Origin of the sequence: Cupriavidus sp. IK-TO18 (assembly GCF_015549295.1) — a bacterium.
Classification (GTDB): domain Bacteria; phylum Pseudomonadota; class Gammaproteobacteria; order Burkholderiales; family Burkholderiaceae; genus Cupriavidus; species Cupriavidus oxalaticus_A.
Genome location: NZ_JADGMP010000029.1, coordinates 24,076 through 40,864, shown reverse-complemented (window position 1 = coordinate 40,864; position 16,789 = coordinate 24,076). Strand labels below are relative to the sequence as shown.

General features: G+C 68.0%; 16 protein-coding genes and 1 pseudogene. 7 read left to right on the top strand and 10 right to left on the bottom strand.

The genetic code is table 11. From position 1 onward, the window contains the following. Nucleotides 1-13: 13 nt before the first annotated feature. Both IPF36_RS20670 and IPF36_RS20665 read left to right on the top strand, forming a co-directional pair. Entirely contained in the window at nt 14-715 is a 702-nt protein-coding gene (locus IPF36_RS20670; protein WP_133095807.1) for a heme-copper oxidase subunit III family protein, read from the top strand. Between the two features lie 8 nt (nt 716-723). Then, nucleotides 724-1,110, top strand: a complete 387-nt coding sequence (locus IPF36_RS20665) for a cytochrome C oxidase subunit IV family protein (protein ID WP_133095806.1) — start codon at nt 724-726, stop codon at nt 1,108-1,110. A gap of 73 nt (nt 1,111-1,183) precedes the next feature. Here the strand turns inward: IPF36_RS20665 and IPF36_RS20660 are convergent, their stop codons facing one another. Together IPF36_RS20660 and IPF36_RS20655 are read right to left on the bottom strand one after the other, a co-directional pair. Continuing rightward, nucleotides 1,184-2,623 carry an NAD-dependent succinate-semialdehyde dehydrogenase gene (locus IPF36_RS20660; RefSeq protein WP_133095805.1) on the bottom strand — a complete coding sequence of 480 codons (1,440 nt, stop codon included), beginning with the start codon at nt 2,621-2,623 and terminating at the stop codon, nt 1,184-1,186. A gap of 227 nt (nt 2,624-2,850) precedes the next feature. Then, nucleotides 2,851-3,192, bottom strand: a pseudogene (locus IPF36_RS20655) (MHYT domain-containing protein); the annotation flags it as partial. Between the two features lie 774 nt (nt 3,193-3,966). Between IPF36_RS20655 and IPF36_RS20650 the strand changes: the two are divergent. The 5 genes from IPF36_RS20650 to IPF36_RS20630 all read left to right on the top strand — a co-directional run bounded on the left by IPF36_RS20650 (nt 3,967) and on the right by IPF36_RS20630 (nt 8,146). Continuing rightward, on the top strand, nt 3,967-5,106 hold the full coding sequence (locus IPF36_RS20650) for a GNAT family N-acetyltransferase (protein ID WP_195429906.1): 1,140 nt from the start codon (nt 3,967-3,969) through the stop codon (nt 5,104-5,106). Between the two features lie 12 nt (nt 5,107-5,118). After that, nucleotides 5,119-5,439, top strand: coding sequence for a hypothetical protein (locus IPF36_RS20645; RefSeq protein ID WP_133095803.1), 321 nt, complete (start codon nt 5,119-5,121; stop codon nt 5,437-5,439). A gap of 202 nt (nt 5,440-5,641) precedes the next feature. Further along, nucleotides 5,642-6,103: a tripartite tricarboxylate transporter TctB family protein gene (locus IPF36_RS20640; protein ID WP_135703112.1), complete on the top strand. Its 462-nt coding sequence runs from the start codon at nt 5,642-5,644 to the stop codon at nt 6,101-6,103. Nucleotides 6,104-6,116: 13 nt separating this feature from the next. After that, the gene (locus IPF36_RS20635) at nt 6,117-7,619 is read left to right on the top strand and encodes a tripartite tricarboxylate transporter permease (RefSeq protein ID WP_133095801.1); all 1,503 of its coding nucleotides are present in this window, start codon (nt 6,117-6,119) and stop codon (nt 7,617-7,619) included. Between the two features lie 218 nt (nt 7,620-7,837). Next, a complete protein-coding gene (locus IPF36_RS20630; RefSeq protein WP_135703111.1) occupies nt 7,838-8,146 on the top strand; it encodes a helix-turn-helix transcriptional regulator in 309 nt (102 codons plus the stop codon). A 3-nt stretch (nt 8,147-8,149) separates the two neighbouring features. Here the strand turns inward: IPF36_RS20630 and IPF36_RS20625 are convergent, their stop codons facing one another. From IPF36_RS20625 to IPF36_RS20590, 8 genes are all read right to left on the bottom strand, one after another. Next, complete coding sequence (locus tag IPF36_RS20625) at nt 8,150-8,518, bottom strand: VOC family protein (protein ID WP_195429904.1); 369 nt, start codon at nt 8,516-8,518, stop codon at nt 8,150-8,152. A gap of 212 nt (nt 8,519-8,730) precedes the next feature. After that, entirely contained in the window at nt 8,731-9,510 is a 780-nt protein-coding gene (locus IPF36_RS20620; RefSeq protein WP_133095798.1) for a DUF4397 domain-containing protein, read from the bottom strand. Nucleotides 9,511-9,906: 396 nt separating this feature from the next. Further along, nucleotides 9,907-10,917, bottom strand: coding sequence for a PleD family two-component system response regulator (locus tag IPF36_RS20615; protein ID WP_133095797.1), 1,011 nt, complete (start codon nt 10,915-10,917; stop codon nt 9,907-9,909). Nucleotides 10,918-10,983: 66 nt separating this feature from the next. Further along, the gene (locus tag IPF36_RS20610) at nt 10,984-12,015 is read right to left on the bottom strand and encodes a chemotaxis response regulator protein-glutamate methylesterase (RefSeq protein ID WP_195429901.1); all 1,032 of its coding nucleotides are present in this window, start codon (nt 12,013-12,015) and stop codon (nt 10,984-10,986) included. After that, a complete protein-coding gene (locus IPF36_RS20605) occupies nt 12,012-14,315 on the bottom strand; it encodes a hybrid sensor histidine kinase/response regulator (protein WP_195429899.1) in 2,304 nt (767 codons plus the stop codon). Before IPF36_RS20605 ends, IPF36_RS20610 begins: the two co-directional genes overlap by 4 nt. Continuing rightward, complete coding sequence (locus IPF36_RS20600; protein ID WP_135703108.1) at nt 14,312-15,037, bottom strand: chemotaxis protein CheW; 726 nt, start codon at nt 15,035-15,037, stop codon at nt 14,312-14,314. The genes IPF36_RS20605 and IPF36_RS20600 overlap by 4 nt, the downstream gene beginning before the upstream one ends. Then, nucleotides 15,030-16,301: a protein-glutamate O-methyltransferase CheR gene (locus tag IPF36_RS20595; RefSeq protein ID WP_195429897.1), complete on the bottom strand. Its 1,272-nt coding sequence runs from the start codon at nt 16,299-16,301 to the stop codon at nt 15,030-15,032. Before IPF36_RS20595 ends, IPF36_RS20600 begins: the two co-directional genes overlap by 8 nt. Then, nucleotides 16,298-16,771 (bottom strand): chemotaxis protein CheW, encoded by a 474-nt coding sequence (locus IPF36_RS20590; RefSeq protein ID WP_133095792.1) that lies wholly within the window; start codon nt 16,769-16,771, stop codon nt 16,298-16,300. The genes IPF36_RS20595 and IPF36_RS20590 overlap by 4 nt, the downstream gene beginning before the upstream one ends. Between the last annotated feature and the right edge of the window lie 18 nt (nt 16,772-16,789).

Here is a 16,789-nt window from a genome sequence, read left to right as displayed (position 1 = left end):
GGAGGAGAGCGGCATGTCAACGCAACTGTCTTCACCGTCGGCCACGCCGCCCGCGGCTCCGCCACTTGGCGGGGTGCGCGGCCTGCTGGCCGACTGGTCGTCGGACCAGCAGGCCTTCAAGGTGTCGTGGGGCAAGACCATGATGTGGATCTTCCTGCTGTCCGACACCTTTGTCTTCAGCTGCTTCCTGACCGGCTATATGTCGGTGCGGATGGCGACCACGGTGCCATGGCCGAATCCCAGCGAGGTATTCGCGCTGCACGTGGGCGGCGCCGATATCCCGCTGCTGCTGATCGCTATCATGACTTTCGTGCTGATCACCAGCAGCGGCACCATGGCGATGGCCGTCAACTTTGCCTACCGGCGCGCGCGCCGGGAATGCGCGCTGCTGATGCTGGTGACGGCGCTGTTCGGCATGCTCTTCGTCGGCATGCAGGCGTTTGAATGGACCAAGCTGATCGTCGACGAGGGCGTGCGGCCGTGGAGCAACCCGATGGGCGCGGCGCAGTTCGGCTCGACGTTTTTCATGATCACCGGCTTCCACGGCCTGCACGTGTCGTGCGGCGTGATCTACCTGCTGGTGGTGGCCACGCGCGTGCTGCGCGGGCGCTACGAAGCCACCGGCAACTACCAGATCGTCGAGATCGCCGGGTTGTACTGGCACTTCGTTGACCTGGTCTGGGTGTTCATCTTTGCGTTGTTCTATCTCTGGTGAGGGCGGCCATGGCATCGACTCCCGCATCCCCCGCAGGCTCCACGACGCCCGCGCAGCCGGCCGCGCACGAATCCGGGCATGCCGGCGCGCATAGCGGCCAGCAGCATCCCATCGGGCTGTACCTGAAGATCTGGTTGTTGCTGTTCGTGCTGTCGACGCTGTCCTACCTGGTCGACTATTTCCACGTCACCGGCTACCTGCGCTGGACGCTGATCCTGGTGTTCATGGCGCTGAAGGCGGGGCTGATCGTGGCGGTGTTCATGCACATGGCATGGGAACGCATGGCGCTGATCTGCGCCATCCTGGTCCCGCCGCTGTGCCTGCTGGTGCTGGTCTGGCTGATGGCGGAAGAAGCGAACTATACGTTCCTGACGCGCGGCATCTTCTTCCGCTGACGGGGAGGGCGCCGCCGGCTCCGGGAGGGAGCCGGCGGCAGGCCGCCTCAATGGCTGTCGCCGTCGTTCGGCTTCAGACCTGGGTGATGAACTTGGTCACAAGGTAGCCGTCGAACGTCTCCAGGCCGCCCTCGCTGCCGATGCCCGAGTCCTTGATGCCGCCGAACGGCGTCTCGGCCAGCGCCATGCCGAAGTGGTTGATGTTGACCATGCCCGCTTCCAGCCCGTTGGAAACTTCCGTTGCGGTCTTCAGCGAGTTGGTAAACACATACGAGGCCAGGCCAAAGGGCAGGCTGTTGGCGCGGCGCAGCACCTCGGCGGTGTCCTTGAAGCGCGTGACCGGCGCCACCGGGCCGAACGGCTCGTCGGTCATCAGGCGCGAATCGTCGGGCAGGTCGGTCACCACGGTCGGCGCGAAGAAATAGCCCTTGTCGTTGCCGAGGGCGCTGATGCGCGAGCCACCGGCCACCACCTTGCCGCCGCGCTGGCTGGCATCGTCCAGGAACTGCTCCATCGACAGCACGCGGCGCTCATGCGCCAGCGGGCCCATCTGGGTGCCGTCGTCCAGGCCGTTGCCCACCTTGATCGAGCCGATCACCTCGGTAAAGCGCGCCAGGAACTTGTCGTAGGCCTTCTCCTGGACATAGAAGCGCGTCGGCGACACGCACACCTGGCCGGCATTGCGCAGCTTGAAGCGCGCCAGCATCTCGGCGGCGGGCTCGATGTCGGCGTCGTCGAACACCAGCACCGGCGAATGCCCGCCCAGCTCCATGGTCACGCGCTTCATGTGCGCGCCGGCCAGCGCGGCCAGCTGCTTGCCCACCGGCACCGAGCCGGTGAACGAGATCTTGCGCACGATCGGCGATTCGATCAGGTAGGTCGACACTTCGCTGGGCACGCCCCAGACGATGTTCAGCACCCCCGGCGGCAGGCCGGCGTCATGGAACAGCTGCGCCAGCGCCACCACCGCGCTGGGCGAGTCCTCCGGGCCCTTCAGGATCAGCGTGCAGCCCGCACCGACCGCGGCCACGATCTTGCGGATCGCCTGGTTGAACGGGAAGTTCCACGGCGTGAATGCGGCGCAGACCCCGATCGGCTCGCGCACCACGATCTGCCGCACATTGGGCTGGCGCGGCGGAATCACGCGGCCGTAGATGCGGCGGCATTCCTCGGCGTGCCAGTCGGCATGCTCGGCGCAGACCATGATTTCGCCGATGGCTTCGGCCAGCGGCTTGCCCTGGTCCAGCGTGATATTGCGGCCGATCTCCCTGGCGCGCTCGCGGGCCAGCTCGCCCACGCGGCGCAGGATCTTGCCGCGCTCCAGCGGCGAGGACTTCTTCCAGCTCTCGAACGCGCGCTGCGCGGCGGCGAGCGCGCGGTCCAGGTCGGCGCGGGTCGCGTGCGGCAGCTTGCCCAGCACTTCCTCGGTGGCCGGATTGATGACGTCCTGCTCGCGCCTGTCGCCTCCCTTGATGAATTCACCGTCGATATAGAGGGCGAGATCCTGGTACATGCGTGTTCTCCTTGGTGGCGTTCGATGGGCGAAGGGCAAGGCCGCGGCGGCGGGCAACCCCGCGGCCGCGGCCGTCAGTGAAAACGCAAGCTTACCGCGACTGCGGCGATCATGCAGTGGACGCTGCGCCGGGGGGGGGGCGGGCGCAGGCAGGGAGGAAAGTGCGGCACCCGTCCCCCGCCGGCGCGAGGGAGCTATGGGCCGGAGCGGACTGCGCCCGTGGGCGCTCAGGCCAGGTCGCGCGGCCGCGCGGCCGGGGTGGCGCCGGTGCGGGTGGCTTCCACCACCAGGATCACCAGCAGCGTGATCAGCGTCAGGCCGAACACGGCATAGCCGATGCTGTCGCCCTCGATGGCGAACAGGCTGGGCGCATAGGTCGGGCTGGTGCAGACCATGGTGCCGGCGGACATGCCGGTGTAGTGCATGCCGCAGACCGCCACGCCCATCACCACCGCCGCGGCCAGCTGCTTGCCGCCCGTCTTCACCGTGGTGGCCAGCCACAGCGCCACTACCGACACCACGACGGCGATCACCGCCGACAGTGCGATCACGCCCAGGTCCCAGTCAAAGCCAGGGCTGCGCGTCGTTGTCGTCCGCACACGCCTCAGGGGCGTGTACGCCATGTCATCGCGATATCGCCGGTCTATGTGTGGTTGACCACATAGACGTGAACCCCCCGGTGCCGCGCCCTGTAGAATTTGTCGGACCTATACCTAAACCCCCTAAACCGTCTTCACGTGCGCGCCATCCGGCTTCTTCTGCTGGTCATGATGCTGGCCTTCCTGCCTCTCCAAGGCTGGGAGGATGCGGTCGCGCACACCGTGTCGGCGGACGCCACGGCCAGGGCCGCCGAGGCCGAGTTCGCAGAGCGCGGCGACGCCGGCCACCCCATACCATCTTCGGAAGCCGCCGAGCCGTCGGAGCAGCCCGGCCCCGATCCTTTCGAGCAGCTGTTATCGCCCTCCCCGCTATATCCCGCGGCCTGTGCGGGTAGTGCCAGCCGGCCGCATTACACCGACGGGCCACGGCCCGGTCCCGACCTGCCACGCCTGCCGCGTCCTCCACGCGGCTGATCCCTCACCGTGAGCGGTGTGCGCGATCGCGTTCGGCGTCCTGGCAACAATGATCGTGGCCTAGTTCTCGCGCCAGCGTGAATTGTGCCCTCGATGCGGGTGCCGCCGGGCTGGTGGCCTCGCCCACGCGAACGGCACGACTTTCCGGTCATTCCAGTCATTCACCCATCGAAAGCGCATCGCGGCGCCTCAGTCCGTAAGCTGATGCCAGCGAGACCAATGCCCCGGCGCTGAGCGCGCTGGCACGGGTTCTCTGATATGGAATCATCAATGCAATCGATCCTGCTTCAACCAGGCATGCCAGCGTGGCGGGAAACGCTGGCACGCTGCCACCATGACTGCCATCACACGCCAGGCTGGTACGTAGCAGCAGAGCGCAGTGAGCGCGGCAGTGCGGCTGCCGTCCATGTCACCGACGGATCCCGCGACTTGCTGGTTCCGCTCGTGTGCCGGCCGCTTACCAATGTCAGTTGGGACGCCACCTCGGCCTACGGTTACGGAGGACCGGTAGTGAGCCACGGCGCACCGGCCGGGTTCGCCGACGAGGCGCTTGGCGCCGCGCTGGCGTTGCTGCGCCGTGAAGGCTGCGTGTCGTGGTTTATCCGCATGCACCCATTGCTGAATGCGGACTGGCAGAGCCGCTTCGGGTTGGTGGTCGAGCAAGGGGCCACCGTCTCGATCGACCTCACGAAGAGCCCGGAGCGGCTGTGGCAGGAAACCCAGGCGCGCCACAAGCGCGGCATTAACCGCGCCCGCCGCGCTGGCGTCACCGCACGGCTAGATACTGACTTCGCCACGCTGCCGCGGTTTATCCGGCTCTACAACGAAACCATGACGCGGTTAAATGCGTCAGCGTATTACTTCTTCGACGCGCAATACTACCGGACCCTGGTGCGATCCCTCGGCAGCGACCTGTTGCTGTTCGTGGCCGAAGAGGACGACTGCGTCATCGGCGGGGCATTGTTCACCGTGTCACGCGAGTCGGGCATCATGCAATACCACCTCGCAGGCTGGGATTGGGAATACCGTCATCGCCAGCCGTCAAAGACGGTGATCCATGCCGCGCGCGAATGGGGCCGGCTTAACCGCATGAGCTGCCTGCACCTGGGCGGCGGATTGGGTTCGGCGAACGATTCTCTGCAGGAATTCAAGCTAGGTTTTTCGCCTGACACGCATGTGTACCGGACGCAGCGCGTGGTTGTGGATCCTGAGCGCTATGTGGCGCTGTCCGGCGGCGACGAATCCACGCTTGACGAACTGGACGGCTACTTCCCGGCGTACAGGCGCCCGGGGGGGCGTTTCGGGCCAGCGCTGCCGTCGACGCTTGTGGCGAGACCATCCCGCCAGGCGAAGCCTGAAGCAAGCGATGGCGGCAGGGGCAATGCAGATTGCCTAGTTGAGGAGGTGTGATTGTGAGGGGGCGTGATTGCCGGCTTCGGCGGGAAGCTGATCGCTGGCGCGGCGGAGCGTGATTACGCCGGCGACTTTGCCATACCGCGCCACCCGCCGATGCTTGCTGAAAGCCATTCGAAAGATCAGCCTGTCATCCTGCAACCGCTGGCACTCCCTCCCGGCACACGCGCCGGCACACACCAGCGCGTCTTAACGGCCGCGCCTTGCCCTGACGCAAGCGCGCGCCGTCTTATTCGCCAGGCCAATAGCAACCCTCATCCAGCCTGCGCCGACCACCACTTCCAATACGAACGGCATTGCGAGCAGATGCATCACATCATGATGTATTGAAGCAGCCCATTCTGTCAAAAAACCCCTTATTTAAAGGGTACATCGGTAAATACCCGTAAACAAAGACAAATGAAAGGCACCTGAAAGATCACCTCTTTAAGGTTCGATCCATCCGTCGGAAACCATGCCCACGGCATGCCGCGTTGCGCAGAGCCAGCGCACGTCCCGGCCTTGCATTTCATGAACTTTGAGGAGAATCGTTTTGCGCATACGCAGCCAAAAGGACTTTGCCTCCGGCCTGATGTTTATCCTGGTCGGTCTGGGCTTTTCCTGGGTCGCACGCGGCTATTCCATGGGAACGGCCGCAAAGATGGGACCCGGATATTTCCCCTTCCTGCTGGGCCTGGTGCTCGCCGTGCTGGGCGCGGTAGTGCTGCTCGGCTCGCTCTCGTCCAAGGGCGAGGAAGACCACCTTGCCCGCTGGGACCTGAAGACCCTGCTGTGGATCCTGGGTTCGGTAGTGCTGTTCGGCCTGCTGCTCAAGCCGCTCGGCATGGTGCTGTCCGTGTTCGTGCTGGTGCTGGTGTCGTCGATGGCGAGCCATGAATTCAGCTGGAAGGGCGCGTTGCTCAACGGCGTAGTGCTGGTGCTGATCAGCCTGGGTGCGTTCGTGTACGGCATCAACCTGCAGATGCCGGTGTGGCCGGCTTTCCTGGGCAGCTAAGGAGTCGCAAACCATGGAATTGTTTGACCATCTTGCGCTGGGCTTCTCCACGGCCCTGTCGCTGCAGAACCTGGCCTACGCCTTCCTCGGCTGCGTGCTGGGCACGCTGATCGGCGTGCTGCCGGGCCTGGGGCCGCTGGCTACCATCGCCATGCTGCTGCCGATCACCTACACGCTGCCGCCGGTGGCCGCGCTGATCATGCTGGCCGGCATCTACTACGGCGCGCAGTACGGCGGCTCGACCACCGCCATCCTGGTGAACCTGCCGGGCGAATCGTCGTCGGTGGTGACAACCATCGACGGCTACCAGATGGCAAGACGAGGACGGGCGGGCGTGGCGCTGGCCACCGCCGGCCTGGGTTCGTTCTTCGCCGGTTGCGTCGCCACGCTGATCCTGGCCGCGTTTGCCACGCCGCTGTCGGAAATCGCGTTCAAGTTCGGTCCCGCCGAATACTTCTCGCTAATGGTGCTGGGCCTCATCGGCGCCGTGGTGCTGGCTTCCGGCTCGCTGCCCAAGGCAATCTCGATGATCGTGCTGGGCCTGCTGCTGGGCCTGATCGGAACTGACGTGAACTCGGGCGCCGCGCGCTTCTCGTTCGACGTGCCGGAGCTGACCGACGGCATCGACTTCGTGGCACTGGCCATGGGCATGTTCGGCTTCGCGGAAATCATCGCCAACCTGGAGCAGAAGGAAGCCCGCGAGACCTTCACCAACAAGGTCACCAACCTGTTCCCGACCAGGGACGACTTCAAGCGCATGATTCCCGCGGTGCTGCGCGGCACGGCGCTGGGTTCGGCGCTGGGCATCCTGCCTGGCGGCGGCGCGGCGCTGGCATCGTTCGCGGCCTACTCGCTCGAGAAGAAGACCTCCAGGTTTGCGCACGAGTTCGGCAAGGGCGCGATCGAAGGCGTGGCGGGTCCGGAATCGGCCAACAATGCAGCGGCGCAGACTTCGTTCATCCCGCTGCTGACGCTGGGCATTCCGCCCAACGCGGTGATGGCGCTGATGGTGGGCGCGATGACCATCCACAATATCCAGCCCGGCCCGCAGGTGATGACCAGCAACCCGGCGCTGTTCTGGGGCCTGATCGCCTCGATGTGGATCGGCAACCTGATGCTGATCATCCTGAACCTGCCGATGATCGGTATCTGGGTCAAGCTGCTGACCGTGCCGTACCGCTTCCTGTACCCGGCGATCCTGACGTTCTGCTGCATCGGCGTCTACTCGGTCAACAACCAGACCTTCGACGTGTTCATGGCTGCGGGCTTCGGCATCATCGGCTACCTGTTCCTGAAGCTCAAGTGCGAGCCGGCGCCGCTGCTGCTGGGCTTCGTGCTGGGGCCGATGATGGAAGAGAACTTCCGCCGCTCGCTGCTGCTGTCGCGTGGTGACTTCACGGTGTTCGTGACGCGCCCGCTGTCGGTCGGCCTGCTGATCGCGGCTGCCGCGCTGGTGGCGGTGGTAGCCCTGCCGTCGATCAAGGCCAAGCGCGAAGAAGCGTTCCAGGAAGAATAGCGCCGCGCGTGCTGCCCCGGGAATGCGCCGTTGGAACGGTTCACCCCAGGCGGCGCATCACAACGCAAGCGTTCCGGGGTGCCTCTGTGCACCCCGTTTTTCTTTGGCTGGGCCGCACGGCCCGCCATCACGACAAGAGAGTGCCCGACTGCGGCAGCAGTCATGGGCTGCGCATGATGATCAGGATTCCCGCACCGTCGGGTGCGCCGACAGCGCCCATGAAACCGCCAACCCTTGACCGGTTTTTCTCACGTATCTACGTCCTCAAGCTCGTGCAGTCGAGTCCTTCGACGGTGCTGAGCCTGGTCGAACGCCTGCGCGAACGCGGCATCGACAAGAACATCCGCTCGCTGCGGCCGGTGCTGCGCAGCCTGATGATGGCGCGTGCCATTACCGCCGAGCTGGTCGAAGGCAGCGGCCGCGTGTACTGCATCACGGAGCGCGGGCGTGCCGAACTGGAGCAGTACATCTCGCACCTTGCGGTGCTGAAGGCGGAGCTGGCGCCGGACGAGGGCGAGCAGCCCTGAGCGTCATTCCCTGGTGAAGATCTCCAGGAAATGCTTGCTCGGGTCCTCGAAATAGATCCGGCGGCCGCCATCGTCGGTACTGACCTGTTCCGGCCGGCGGCGGTACGGGTCGGCCCAGTACATCAGGTTGCGCGCGCGGATGCGGGCAAAGCTCTGGTCGAACTCGGCGTCGCTCAGCAGGAAGGCGTAGTGCTGCAGGGCAACATCGCCTCCGGCGTCCATAAAGTCCAGCGTGACGCTGTTGTCGAGCCGGACGGCAAGAAATGGCCCGAACGGCACTGCCGCCGGACGACCCAGTATCTCGCAGAGGAAGTCGGCCGATACCTTCTTGTCATGGGAAAACACGATGGTGTGATTGAGCTGGATAGCCATGTCCGCAATCTCCCAAAGCTGTGTGGAGGGAGCAGCGCGTCATCATGGCGCGGCGCATGCCACGGCGGACATGCGCGCCACGCGCGTCCCACGCCGATAGCGTACAGGTTTTGGCGGCTGAATGTCGCCCGCAATAAGCACAGGCCGGTCCAGTGGACCGGCCTGCGGCGCCTGCCCGCGCGCCTGGCTCGGGCAGGATCATGCTTGCTGCGTTATTGCGATACCAGCTCCAGGCCGGCCTGCGACTCGTCATCGCCGCGTGCCACCAGCACCTTGATCTTGTTCGGCACGGACGCGCCGACGCCGTCAGTCGGAATGGTGGTGATCAGCCAGTCGGCGTTGTTGGCCAGCGTCAGCGTGCCCGAATCAAAGATCACGGTCTTGGTGCCCGCCGTGGTAATACGCAGCCGATAGGTGCCGCCGTCCATGTCGACCGAATCGGACCCGGAGGCCGGCGATGCCTGCTTGTAGCCCACGTTGCTGAAGTTCGGGCCGACCGAATTGAGGTCGACCGCCGGCATGGTCAGGTAGAAATCGACGTTCTGCGCATTGAACGAAGCGTTCAGCGTGCGCACGCGCGCCTTGTGCGAGAACAGGCCCTTTTCGAACGGATCGTCGATCTGCAGCACTTCGGCGCCGGTCGCGCCTGGCAGTGCGACCACGGTGTACTTGTGGCCGGTGGCTGCCACGATGGTGGTGCGGCCGAGTTCGGTCTGCGTGCCGGCAGTGTTGAACGAGATCAGCTGGTTGCCGGTTTCGACGTTGAAGTAGGTCGAGACAAACTTGTACGGCTTGTTGGTGAAGCTGGTCAGCGCGCCGTTCTGCAGGATGTCGACGTTGGGGCCGCCGGTGACCGCATGGATTGCGCGGACGCTCGGCTTGCTCAGGCCGATGCGATCGTCGATACCGTCATCGCCGCCGCCGCAGGCGGACAGGATTGCCGTTGCGGCCAGCGCAAGGCCGAATATAAGACTGGACTTGGATCGGAACATGGGTCACCTCTTACCGTTGGACTCAGAGACGAGCTGGCCCATGCCGCGCGGCGGGTGCGCCGGTAGCTGGCCAGTTGGCTTTCTGCATGGACTGCAGGCGCGGCGTACGCGCGTGCCGGGATGCAACTGCCGTGATGCAACGATAGGTATGAAGTGTGGTGCGAGACAGGCGCGCGCTTCCGAATTCCCTGTCGGAGGAATCCCACAAGACGCGGTGGCCACAATGCGTCCGAAATACGGCAAAGCGTGACCGGCTATAGGTTGGCGGCGGCCGGCCCGAAGCGCCGACTTGTGCGGGCCTGCGGCAACTACTGTGTAACCGGTTGTTGCAACCGGCGTGTCGACGCCATTGACCCCGTCATTAAGGCAAGGGTTTTGGCGCGATCGGGCTCATCGCTAAGGCAGTGACATCATGACCTGGTTGCGCCCGTTGCGCTTGGCCTGGTACAGCCCCGCATCGGCGACCTCCACCAGCCGGCTCGACGGCTCACCGGCCTGCGGCACCAGCAGCGCGCCGCCGATGCTGACGGTCACGCAATCGCTGGTGGGCGAGCCGCTGTGGGCGATGGCAAGGTCCTGCACCGCGCGCCGTACTTTCTCGGCCAGCAGCCGCACGCCGCCGGGCGAGGTGCCCGGCAGCACCATCGCGAACTCTTCGCCGCCGAAACGCGCGGGCAGGTCCGATGCCCGCGTGCAGTTGTCCCTGATCACCGCGGCCACGCGCCGCAGCACGTCGTCGCCGGCGACGTGGCCATAGGTATCGTTGTAGGCCTTGAAGGCGTCGACATCGATCATCAGCAGCGCCAGCTGCGTCTGCTCGCGCTGCGCGCGGCGCCATTCCGCGCCGAGGTATTCGTCGAAGTAGCGGCGGTTGGACAGCCCGGTGAGGCCGTCCGAGTTGGTCAGCCGCTGCAGTTCCAGGTTGGTCTCGAGCAGTTGCTGCTGGCTTTGCCGCAGCGCACGGTAGGCTTCGTCGCGCTGCAGCAGGTTCAGGTACGAGCGCGAGTGGTAGCGGATGCGCGCGACCAGCTCGATGCTGTCGGGCAGCTTGACCAGGTAGTCATTGGCGCCGGCGGCGAAAGCCGCGCTCTTCATCGAGGCCTCTTCCTTGGTCGACAGCACGATGATGGGGATATCGTGCGTGGCGGCGTTCTCGCGGTAATGGCGAACCAGCGTCAGGCCGTCGACGCCCGGCATGACCAGGTCCTGCAGGATCACCGTGGGCCGGGTGCGCTGCGCCACGGCAACGGCTTCGCCGGGCTGCGAGCAATAGTGGAAATCGATGTCGGGCTCGGTGGACAGCGCACGGCGCACCGCTTCGCCGACCATGGCCTGGTCGTCCACCAGCAGCACCATGACCTGGTAGTCCGATGCGTTAGAGGCGAGGGCAGGGTGTTGGGAGTTCATGCTGTAATCCTGGGGTGTTGCGCTCCCGGGCCGGGCCCGGGACGTGTTCTGGCAGTATGGCGGCGCTCACGGCAGTGGCGCGGCCAGGCCGGTGCGGCCGCACGCCTGCACCAGCCGTGGCGCGATGCGGCCCAGCGGCAGGATTTCGGCCGCCGCGCCAAGCGCCGCCGCCGCCTTGGGCATGCCGTACACGGCGCTGGTGGCGCGGTCCTGTGCGATCGTCAGGAAGCCGCGATCATGCATCGCCTTCAGGCCGAGCGCGCCGTCGCGGCCCATGCCGGTCAGCAGCACGCCGACCATGTCGCCGCGCCAGTGCTCGACCACGCTTTCAAAGAATACATCGATGGAGGGCCGGTACAGGTAGTCGCACGGTTGTTCGGTATAGACCATGCGCGTCGGGCTTGCCAGGCGCAGGTGGTCGTTGGTGCCGGCCAGCAGCACCGTGCCGGCCTGCGGCGTGTCGCCGGCGCGGGCGATGCGCACCGGCAGCGTGCATTGTCCGTCGAGCCATTCGGCCATGCCGGCGGCGAAGGCCTCGTCGACGTGCTGCACGGCCACCACCGCCGCGCCGAAGTCGGCCGGCAGCGCGCCCAGCAGCGCCGCCAGCGCGGCCGGGCCGCCGGCGGAGGCGCCGATCGCCACCAGGCGGGGCGCGGCGACGGCGCGCGGCGCGGCTTGCAGCTTGTGCTGCGGGGCCACGCGGCCAGCCAGCAGCCGGCCGATATTGCGCATCTTGCGCAGCAGCGGGCCGGCGGCGAGCTGTGCATCGGCTTCCGTCAGCGTGGGCGTATCGACCGCGTCGATGGCGCCGTGTCCCATCGCCTCGAACACCTGCTCGGCATTGCGGCCGAGATCCATGGTGACCACCACGATCGCGCAGGGCGTGGCCGCCATGATCCGGCGCGTGGCTTCGACGCCGTCCATCACCGGCATCAGCAGGTCCATCAGGATCAGGTCCGGGGTGCGGGCCGCGGCCATCTGCACGGCTTGTTCGCCGTCGACGGCGACCCAGGCGAGCTCGAAGGCGGGGTCCAGCGCGATGGCCCGGCGCAGCGCGGCGACGGCGAGCGGGGAGTCGTTGACGATGCCGATTTTCATGAGCGTGCCTCGCCGATCAGGTCCTGCACCGCGTCGAGCAGCGCGGCGTCGTGGAAACTGCCCTTTGCCAGATAATAGTCCGCGCCCGCTTCCAGGCCGCGCTGGCGGTCCTGCTCGCGGTCCTTGTACGACACCACCATCACCGGCAGCTGGCGCAGCGCGGCGTCATGGCGGATCCTGCTCACCAGCTCGATGCCGTCCATGCGCGGCATGTCGATATCGGTGATGACCAGGTCGAAAGGCTCGGCGCGCAGCACGTTCCAGCCGTCCATGCCGTCGACCGCCACCGCGACATCGTAGCCGCGCCCGGCCAGCAGCTTGCGCTGCAGCTCGCGCACGGTGAGCGAGTCGTCGACCACCAGCACGCGCCGCGCGCGCGCTTGCACGCTGGCTTCGGCAGCGTGGCGCACGCCTTCGATGCGGCCTTCGGAGACCAGCTTCTCGACCGAGCGCAGCAGGTCTTCCACGTCGAAGATCAGTACCGGCGTGCCGTCGTCGGTCAGGCTGCCGGCGGCGATGTCCTTCACCTTGCCCAGCGCGGCGGGCAGGGGCTGCACCACCAGCAGCCGTTCGCCCAGCATGCGGTCGACCGCGATGCCGTAGGTGCGCTCGCCCTCGCCGACGATGATCACCTGCACGTCGTCGCGCTCGTGCGCAATGCTCTCCGGCCGCTGCATTACCTGCGCCGCGCTGACCAGGCCGATGGCACGGCCCTCGTGGCGGAAATGCTGGTGGCCTTCGGTCTGCTCGATCTGCGCGCGTCCGACCGCGGCGGCGCGCAGCACATGCCCGAGCGGGAAGGCATAGGCCTCGCCCGCGACCTCCACCAGCAGCGTGCGCACCACCGACAGCGTCAGCGGCAGCTCGAGGTGGAAGTGCAGGCCCTGCCCGGGCTGCTGCGTCAGGCGCAGGCTGCCGCGCACGCGCCGCACCATCTCCTGCACCGCATCCAGGCCCACGCCGCGGCCGGACACTTCCGACACCGTGTCGCGCATGCTGAAGCCGGGCAGCAGCAGGAAATCGAGCAGCTCCGCCTGCGACAGCCGCGCCGCGGTCTCTTCCGAAGCAAGGTTGCGCCGCACGATCGCGCGCCGCAATGCGTCCAGGTGGACGCCGGCGCCGTCGTCGAAGATCTCGATCACCAGCCGGCCGGCGTTGTGGCGGGCCTGCAGCGTGACCCGGCCTTCGGCGGGCTTGCCCTGGGCCTGGCGCACCGCGGGCGGCTCGATGCCGTGGTCCACCGCGTTGCGCAGCAAGTGGGCGAGCGGGGCGTCGAGCGCTTCCAGGATGTCGCGGTCGACCTGCGTGCCCGCGCCGACCAGCTCCAGGTGCACGGACTTGCCGAGCGCACGGCCCAGGTCCCGGACCATGCGCGCGTAGCCGGTCAGCCCATCCGCGAGGGGGCGCATGCGCGAGCCCAGCGCGCTGTCGTAGAGCCGGCGCGCAAGGCGCGTGGCGCGGTGGTCGTACTGGTCGAATTCATCGGCCCGCCGCGACAGCTCGCCATGCCCGTCTTCGAGCAGCTGGCGCAATCCGGCCAGCGCCACGCGCGCGCCGGCGTTGTCCGCGAGGGTGTCCTGCAGCGCGTCCTGCAGCGCATCGGCTGCGCGCAGCGCGCGCGCCTGCTGGCGCCTGGCCTTCTGCAGCGCCTGGCCGAATGGCCGCAGCCAGTGCGACTCGACCATGGCCTCGCCGGAGAGTGCCAGCAGCTGGTCGAGGGCATCGGCGTTGACGCGCAGCATGCGCTCCTGCGGCTCGCCGGGGGCGACTGGCTGTGGCCCCGTTGCCTGCGGCTGCGGGATGGGTGCGGCTGGCGCTGGTGGTATGGCGGGCCCATCGTCTGCCGGCACTGTCCACGGCGCGGCTTGCGGGGCTGCAACGGGCGGCAGGGCCAGGCCGCCATCCAGCGTGCCCAGCCGCTGCACCACCGCATCGATCCCGGCGCGGCCGGCGCCGTCGGCCCAGCCCGGATCGCCGCCGGGCGGATGGCCGATGCGCAGCAGCAGGTCGGTGCCCTGCAGCAGCGCGTCGATATGCGCGGCCGTCAGCGGCATGCCGCCCTGCGCGGCGACCAGGCAGTCTTCCATGGCGTGCGCCATGCGCACGCCGGCGTCGAGCCCGACGATGCGCGCCGCGCCCTTGAGCGAATGCGCCGCGCGCATGCACGCCTCCAGGTGCTCGGCGGCGGCCGGGTTGCGCTCCAGCGCCAGCAGCCCGGCGTTGAGGATTTCGGCCTGCGATTCGGCCTCGAGCGCGAACAGCTCGAGCAGCGAGGCGTCGCGCAACTGTTCGGGGTTCATGCCAGGCTCCGTGCCAGTGCCTGGCGCAGCAGGGCCGCGTCGAGCAGGCCGACGCTGCGGCCATGGTCCAGGAATAGCGCCTGCGTGTAGCGCGCCGACGCGCGGCCCAGCGTGGCCGGCAGCGGCTGCAGCGCGGGTCCGGATACGCGCACCACGCCGGAAACCTCGGCCACCGGCAGCGCGAGCGCGGCGCGGCCCTGGCCGAGGATCAGGAAGCGGCTGCCCGCTGCCTCGCCGGCATCGCCGGCCTCGCCAGTGCCGAACAGCCGTGCCAGCGACAGGCACACCAGCAGGTTGCCGCGCACGGCCGCCAGGCCCAGCACCGCGGCATCGCGTCGGTGCGGCAGCGAATGCACCGGACACGGCGCGGTGACTTCGCCCAGTGCCGCGGTCGGCAGCGCCAGCCATTCTTCGCCGATGCGGAATACCAGGCACGACAGCGCGTTGCCGTGCCCGGCGTACGGGTCGTCCGCTTCTCCGCCCATGGCTGCCGCATCGGGCAGCGCATCGGCGTTCTGGTCGAGCAGGTCTGGCAGGTCGAGCTGCTGCGCATCCAGCAGCATGGCCGCGGCTTGCGCGTAGGTCGGGCAGTTGCGGCAGTGCGCGTGCTCGGCCAGCGCCGGGCAGGAGCCGTCGCCGCGCACGCCGATGCGGCGCCAGCAATCGTCCACTGCGACGGTGGCCGCGCAGGTTCCGCGGAAAATGCCTTGCGGTTCAGCCATGGTGCTTGCGGGTGTGGCGTTGCGCGCGCTGGCGCAGGCGCATGGCGCCGTCGTGGTCGCCTTCAGTGTCGAGCAGCGCGGCCAGGTGGTACAGGCTCTCCTGGTGCGCCGGGTCCAGGTACAGCGCCTTGCGGTAGGCGGCGTGCGCCTGCGCGGTGCGGCCGGCGGCGTCGTGCAGCACGCCCTGCATGCACCAGGCGCCGGCGGCGCCCGCATCGGTGCCGATGCGGTCGAGCAGTGCCTGGCAGGCGGCGCCAGCGGCCTCGAGTTCGCCACGGTCGGCCATGCCGGCGATACGGGCCAGTTCGCTGGCGTGCGCATGGCCGGGCATGACGGTAGCAGCAGGCGTGCCGGGCGCGGGCGCTGGCCGCACGACGGGCCTGGCCGGCACCGGCGAGCGCGGCAGGCGCAGCGGCGCAGCCATCCTTGCCCCCTGCGGCGGGTGCGCGATGGCGGCCGGTGTGGCGCGCGGCGAGGGTTTGCGGAAGGCAAAGGTCAGCGGCAGGCCGACCGGCACCATCCCCTGCGCGCTCAGCAGGCTGGCCTCGGCCGGGCCGACGAAAAGCAGGCCGTCGGCCATCGTCAGCCGCGCCAGCGTCTGCACCGCGCGCCGCTGGTCGGGCGCAGCGAAATAGATCAGCAGGTTGCGGCAGAAGACGAAGTCATAGGGCGGCTCGCCGGCGAGCAGGTCGGGATCGACCAGGTTGCCCTGCAGCAGCCGCACCTGCGCAGGCACACGCGGGTCCAGCGCGTAGCCGGCGGGGCCGGCGGTGAAATAGCGGTCGCGGAAGTCGAGCGGGCCACTGCGGAAGGCGTTGGCGCCGTACTCGCCCTGGCGCGCGCGCGCCAGCGCCCGGGCGCTGATGTCGACGGCGTCGATGCAAAAGCGCGCCGCCGGCACGCCGGCATCGAGCAGGGCCATGGCGATCGAATAGGGCTCTTCGCCGGTGGAGCAGGGCAGGCTCAGCACGCGCAGCGTGCGCGTGCCGTCGGCAAAGGCGCGCTCGGCGGCAAAGCGGCCCAGCGCCAGTAGTGCCTCGCGATGCCGGAAGAACCAGGTCTCGGGCACCACCACCGCCTCGATCAGCGCCTGGAACTCGCCGGCGGTGCCGCGCAGCAGGTTCCAGTACGCCTGCGTATCCGCTGCCTGCACTGCGTGGCTGCGCTCGCGCACCGCGCGTTCCACCGCGCCGCTGCCGATGGCATCGGCGTCCAGGCCGATGCGGGCCTTGAGCAGGGCCTCGATGTGTGTGGCAGTGCTCATGCGGGGTCTCCGGACGTGTCGGCGAACAGCATCGCATGGATTTCGTCTGGCAGCAGGGCGTCGATGCGCACCCACTGCACCAGGCCGCGCGCGTCATGGCGCACCGGCCCCAGGTAGCGCGGGCTGGCGCCCGCTATGCCGCTATCGACAAAGGATTCGGCCGGGCAGCGCAGCATCTGCGTGGCGGACTCAAGCCGCAGGCCGAGCAGCCGAGGCGCGGCGGTGCCGCGATGGCGGTAGTGGACCAGCACCGTGCGCGTGCTGGTGCGCAGCGCCGCCGGCACGCCGGTCGCCAGCGCCGGCAGGTCGATCACCGGCACCGGCTGGCCGCGGCGCTCCATCATGCCGGCCACCCAGGCGGGTGCGCCGGGCACCTGCTTCAGGCGCGTCAGCGGCAGCACCTCGGCGACCTCGGCCGCATCCAGGGCGTAGTGGTCGGCGCCAAGACGGAACAGCAGGAAGAGCTTCATGGTTGCGAGGCGGAAGGC